The following is a 5,465-nucleotide window of genomic DNA, read 5'->3' on the forward strand; positions in this document are numbered from 1 at the left end:
GTTGTGTTGCGTCGAGCATCTGTAAAACAGAACGCTGCTGATCCGTGGTGAGCAATGTGGTCTCGCAGGTCTCATCTTTGCGCTGCTGCTGGGCCAACAACTGGTCGTCGTGCTGGAATATCGATCGCTGTATCGAGCCTTGAATCTCTGAGGCCAAGCGATCCTTCAGGTAGAAGCGCTGGGTGCTGGCCTGGGCTGCTGGCGTACAAGCAGCCAGGCGATCGAGGGCGTCGTAATGATAGCGACACAGAAGGCTTGCGGGCTTCGTCGACACGGTTACTCCTGGCTGCCTATACAGGTATCACTCTTATGGCCTGCATACCTCTGTCTCCCCGCTCGATTTAAAAGGTAACGGCCTGCTTTTCCCTTACAGTCTTGTAACCTTCACCGTCGATCGCCGAGTAATGACGAACAGGTCGTCGACGCGTTTGCCGCAGGTGATGAAGCCATAGCCCTTGGCATCGTTGAACCATTTAACGGTTCCCTGGAGTCGGTTGCTCATTGTTATTGTCCTGCTTGCCCGACTGAAAGAGGTGCGGTGCGAATGGCACTTACTTAACAGCTAACTAGCTGATACGCCTGCAAAAAATGAAAAAAGGCTGGCCTTGGTCTACGGTGATAGTTGCGAACACACACCGATCAAGCAAGGACACAGCCCGAGTGAATCGTAGACGCCAAATCGTCCGACATCAACAGCACGTATGCGCCAGCACGCCACGAACAGCAACGCTCATGCTTTCTTCAAGCTGCTCAACGACCCAGAGCTATTGCGGGGTATCGAGTCGTCGATACCCAAGCATCGTCAGCGGCTATTCCCGCCGACCGAAACACTGTCCCTGTTTTTGTCCCAGGCGATGAGCGCTGATCGCTCCTGTCAGAATGCCGTGAATGATTTTTCTGTCAGGCGCTCTTGCGAGGGGTTGAAGCCCAACAGCATTCATACCGGTGCTTACTGCAAAGCAAGAGCGCGGCTGCCGGTGGAGATGGTTTCAACCTTGTTGCGCTCCACGGGGTCATCGATGAGCAACCGGGCTCCGTCATCGTGGCGTTGGAGGGGGCGACCTGTGCGCCTCGTGGATGGCACTACAGTTACCCTGCCGGATACGCCGGCCAACCAACAGGCCTATCCGCAATCTCGTGGGCAGAAAGCCGGACTGGGCTTTCCCATCTGCCGGGTGGTGGGAATTGTTTGCCTCGCCAGCGGTGCCGTTTTGGATGCCTCGTTGGGACGTTTCCGCGGTAAAGGAGGTGATGAGCAGACGCTGCTCAGAACCATGCTCGATACCTTGGAACGAGGTGACATTGTGTTGGGCGATGCCTACTACGCAACCTACTTTTTGTTGTGTGAATTGCAACATCGAGGCGTGGACGGGGTGTTCGAACAATATGGCGCTCGACGGCGTAGCACGGACTTTCAGTTGGGAAAGCCCTTGGGGTCGGAAGATCATTTGGTTGAGTTGAAAAAGCCCAAGGCAAAGCCGTCCTGGATGAGTCAGGCCTATTACGACGAGGCACCTGAAACGCTGACAGTACGTGAGTTGAAGGCCGGTGGAAAAATCCTGGTCACCACTCTGAATTGTCCACAGCAGGTGCCAAAAGCTGCTCTTAAATCACTGTTTTAAGATCGATGGCACGTGGAGCTGGATCTGCGCAACCTCAAGACTACGCTGGGGCTTGAAGCTCTGAGCTGCAAGACACCGAGCATGGCCGTCAAAGAGTTGTGGATCTACTTGTTGGCCCACAACCTGATACGGATGCTCATGGCGCAATCAGCTCTGTTGGCCGACTGTCTGCCTCGCGAACTGAGCTTCAAGCATAGCCTTCAGCTGTGCCTAGCGTTGAGGCAGTACGGGGCTCAGGAGCAAGAGGATCGGCTGCTGAATCTGCTTGCGCTGATTGCCCAGAAACGGGTCGGAAAGCGTCCTGGCAGGATTGAGCCGCGGGCAATAAAACGAAGACCCAAGCCTTACCCCATGCTGATGAAAACACGTCGATCAGCAAGGGCTGAGGTCAGGAAGAATGGACACCCGAAGAAGGTTAAGTAAGTGCCGTTCAGGTGCGGTGCGTTTGGCTCGCGACTTGCTTTTGCGAGTTGATTGAAGCTTACGCTCGGTGCTTTAAATGCCTACTGTCAAACATGACAGTAGGCATTATTGAAAGGAAATAACTCGTGGATTTTTAATGCATGATTGTCAGGCCCGCCAACGCCAGTGCCGTCCAACGTCCGCTCGTAGGAACTGACGACTTTACTACAGGCGATGCCTTGCGCGATCAAGTGCCGAGCTTGGATCGATAGCCGGCTTCGTAAAACAAGGTGAACGACAAACCTGGAGAACCTTTAACCCGTTTTGAGACGCACGGGCTGGCCCTCATTTTTGGTTCTTCACGGATTACCGGGAAAGACGCTCTTGATCTTCATGAAAAAGAATTCGCTATCCCGGTAACCGTACGCCATCCGCTTGATGACCGTTATTCGATTGTTTATTCCTCCAACTGACCGGTGTGCATCGGCCAGCGTACCCGGCTCACGATGCCCCGCCAGTAACCCTTTAGCCGTTTGGCGAACTGGATCAGAGCTGGTATTTCGCTTTCATGCGCATGGCGCAGCCATTGCTTCCAGGCCGATCGCCAACCCCATGAGCCCAGCTCTCCTCAGAAGCGTTTTCACCCATGCCCAAGTGTGGCCTGTAGGATCATTGCGATTAATCGGATCTCCGACACAACACGTATAAGCATTCAAGCCACCCCTGCAAAACGGACTCAAACTGGCCGTACTGTTGAACCGCATTAGCACTGGGTTGAACGCGCGATATCCATTGCCCAGCAAATAATGCCTGGTTACTGGGTCGGGTCGTTCTCCATGGAAGCCAAGCAGGCTGAGCAAGCCGTTTTCATGAGGGCGGTGACCGTAGGCCGGAAAAGCGAAGGCGTGAGGTTGCGTTGCGTCGAGCATTTGTAAAACAGACGCTGCTGATCGGTTGCAACAAAAGTGGTTTTGCTAATCTCATTTTCCCATTGCTGCTGGGCCAGCACATGGTCGTTATGCTGGAAAATCGACCGCTGTACCGAGCCTTGAATCTCCGAGGTCAGGCGATTCTTCAGATAGAAGCGCTGGATGCTGGCCTGGGCCGCTGGCGTGCAGTCGGCGAGGCGATCAAGCGGGTCGTAGTGGTAGTGGCCAAGTGAATTGTTCTTCTCCGTCGACATGCAGTTGTTCCGTAAAGGCCGGTTGGATTTAATTTTGTTTTCGGAATTTGCCTATCCAATAAGCAGCGCTTTGCTGCTCAGTCATGAACCTGTTGAAATTGGAGCTTCGGTCGGCGGAATCGACAATCCGGAAACTCAAGGAGTTTTGCGCTGCCTTGGGAATTTTCAGCTGTGGAATGTTCGATTGCTTGACGAAGCTGCGTGTTGAAAATTCTCGAACCCGTTCAACGTCGTCGCTGTAAACCGCGAGGACAGCGCCATTTTTTTGAAGGCTTGAATAGTTGTGCGCACTGTCAAAAGTGTTGGTGACAAAAAAAGAATCGCCCTTGCTCTTGCTTCGAATGCCTTGTTTCATTATTTGCTTTGCGTTGTCAATGCTCGTGCCGTGGAAGCCAATGATATTTGATGTTCTATCCGTGGCTGCTTTGGTCGCTGGCGAAACGGATGATCGCAGGGGGGGCTTGGCGTTTTTTATTGCGCTTCGCGATTTCCGGGTCGCTGTAAAAAGCTGCCTGAAGATTCTGAATAATCCGCTGAGAGGTACATGTCCTGTTGGATCCTCCTGATTGACCGGGTCCCCTAAGCAATAGGCATACGCATTCAAGCCACCCTTTCCAAACGGACTCAAACTGTCCGGACTGTTAAATCGCATCAACACCGGATTGAATCCCCGGTAGCCGTTACCCAATAGATAATGCCCGGTCACCGGGTCCGGTCGTTCCCCATTGAAGCCAAGCAGGCTGAGCAAGCCGTTTTCATCAGGGCGGTGACCGTAGGCCGTATAAGCGAAGGCGTGAGGTTGCGTTGCGCCGAGTATCTGCAAAACAGAACGCTGCTGATCGGTGGCGAGTAATGCAGTCTCGCTGGTCTCATCTTTCCATTGCTGCTGGGCCAACAACTGGTCGTCATGCTGGAAAATCGATCGCTGTATCGAGCCTTGAATCTCTGAGGTCAGGCGTTGCTTCAAGTAGAAGCGCTGGGTGCTGGCCTGAGACGCTGGCGTGCAATCCGCCAGGCGATCAAGGGGATCGTAGTGATAGTGGCAGAGTAGCGTTTCGTCTGTAGAAAGCATGGGCATCGCTCTGAATCAAGAAACTCCGGACGCAGATCATGCTTAGGCAGACGCGCTGGGTTGTCTAGCTAGCAGAAGTGTTAGGTATGATAGCCACTAGCTGGGCCCTGCTCATCGGGGGGGGCGCATCAACATCGCTGAAATCGTTGGCGTGCAGGTGATTAGCCTGGATGACGCGCCGAAGGGGTACGGCGAGTTCGATGCGGGTGTGCCGAGAAGTTTGTGATTGATCCGCATAAGTTGTTTAATGCGGCGTAAGGTTGGAAGCAAGACGGAAAGAAGGGCGACAGCGATGTCGCCCTTTTTTTCGATCTTGTATTTTCATTGCTCGCTTCATACATGCACCGAAGCCCCGTTCATTGACGGATAAGGCGAGCTTGATCAGTCATGGAATCGCGCGTTAAAAAACTATGGTATTTAAATGTAATATCCTTATAGATGTGAGGGCGGAAAAACTTTATCCCCTCGTTTGTCCCCTCGCCTCGGTAATAATCACTGTCAAGTTTTTTTGAGGGCATGTCGGTTACGTATACCTTCAGTATAACTGTGCGTTTGCTTTTTGCGAGCAAGAACGAGCGTAATCCGCCGCAACTCTAAGATCTTTAGCTACGTAAAATCCTTCACCCAATACCAAGTCTTCCAATTTGCTGTTGGCTCCGGCATATCCTTCTAAAACTCCCCGGTGGAGCAATCTATTTGCGCTTTCATCCGTAGTGCCATGGTAACCCACCAGATAATCTTTGCTCGGCGAGGGTACACCAGATTTATGGGACGATTTCTTCATGATCCCCAGGCCTCTAAAAAGAGACTTCAAAAATACAGGCGTATGGCCCGAGGAATCCTCGGAATTGACCGGATTTCCCTTGCAATACGCATAAGCATTCAATCCACCCTCCCCAAACGGACTCAAACTGTCCGGGCTGTTAAACCGCATCAGCACCGGATTGAACCCCCGGTACCCGTTACCCAGCAAATAATGCCCAGTCACTGGGTCCGGTCGCTCCCCGTTGAAACCGAGCAGGCTGAGCAGGCCGCTTTCCTGAGGGCAGTGACCGTAGGGCGTGTAGGCAACGGGACGGGTTGTGTTGCGTAGAGCACCTGCAAAACAGAACGCTGCTGATCCGTGGCGAGCAATGTGGTCTCGCTGGTCTCATCTTTCCATTGCTGCTGGGCCAACAACTGGTCG

The 5,465-nt window shown here is 53.0% G+C and carries 3 protein-coding genes and 6 pseudogenes; 2 read left to right on the forward strand and 7 right to left on the reverse strand.

Going from position 1 to position 5,465, the window contains the following annotated elements; translation table 11 throughout:
* Both ACE04F_RS00880 and ACE04F_RS00885 read right to left on the reverse strand, forming a co-directional pair.
* Window positions 1-274, reverse strand: a pseudogene (locus ACE04F_RS00880) (RHS repeat-associated core domain-containing protein); the annotation flags it as partial.
* A gap of 67 nt (window positions 275-341) precedes the next feature.
* Window positions 342-502 (reverse strand): annotated as a pseudogene (locus ACE04F_RS00885) (cold shock domain-containing protein).
* A 158-nt stretch (window positions 503-660) separates the two neighbouring features.
* Here ACE04F_RS00885 and ACE04F_RS00890 point away from each other — a divergent pair.
* A pseudogene (locus ACE04F_RS00890) lies at window positions 661-2,045 on the forward strand (IS4 family transposase).
* Between the two features lie 338 nt (window positions 2,046-2,383).
* On the opposite strand, the pseudogene ACE04F_RS00895 reads toward ACE04F_RS00890, so the two are convergent.
* The 4 genes and pseudogenes from ACE04F_RS00895 to ACE04F_RS00910 all read right to left on the reverse strand — a co-directional run.
* A pseudogene (locus ACE04F_RS00895) lies at window positions 2,384-2,619 on the reverse strand (transposase); the annotation flags it as partial.
* The gene (locus ACE04F_RS00900; protein ID WP_486104118.1) at window positions 2,591-2,953 is read right to left on the reverse strand and encodes an RHS repeat-associated core domain-containing protein; all 363 of its coding nucleotides are present in this window, start codon (window positions 2,951-2,953) and stop codon (window positions 2,591-2,593) included. The pseudogene ACE04F_RS00895 and the gene ACE04F_RS00900, both read right to left, overlap by 29 nt.
* Window positions 2,839-3,207, reverse strand: coding sequence for a hypothetical protein (locus ACE04F_RS00905; protein WP_486104122.1), 369 nt, complete (start codon window positions 3,205-3,207; stop codon window positions 2,839-2,841). Before ACE04F_RS00905 ends, ACE04F_RS00900 begins: the two co-directional genes overlap by 115 nt.
* A 28-nt stretch (window positions 3,208-3,235) precedes the next feature.
* Window positions 3,236-4,279 carry an RHS repeat-associated core domain-containing protein gene (locus ACE04F_RS00910; protein WP_486104120.1) on the reverse strand — a complete coding sequence of 348 codons (1,044 nt, stop codon included), beginning with the start codon at window positions 4,277-4,279 and terminating at the stop codon, window positions 3,236-3,238.
* A 124-nt stretch (window positions 4,280-4,403) separates the two neighbouring features.
* Here ACE04F_RS00910 and ACE04F_RS00915 point away from each other — a divergent pair.
* A pseudogene (locus ACE04F_RS00915) lies at window positions 4,404-4,537 on the forward strand (formaldehyde dehydrogenase, glutathione-independent); the annotation flags it as partial.
* A 568-nt stretch (window positions 4,538-5,105) separates the two neighbouring features.
* Here ACE04F_RS00915 and ACE04F_RS00920 read toward each other — a convergent pair.
* A pseudogene (locus ACE04F_RS00920) lies at window positions 5,106-5,465 on the reverse strand (RHS repeat-associated core domain-containing protein); the annotation flags it as partial.

Source organism: Pseudomonas sp. AGC41 (assembly GCF_057334555.1).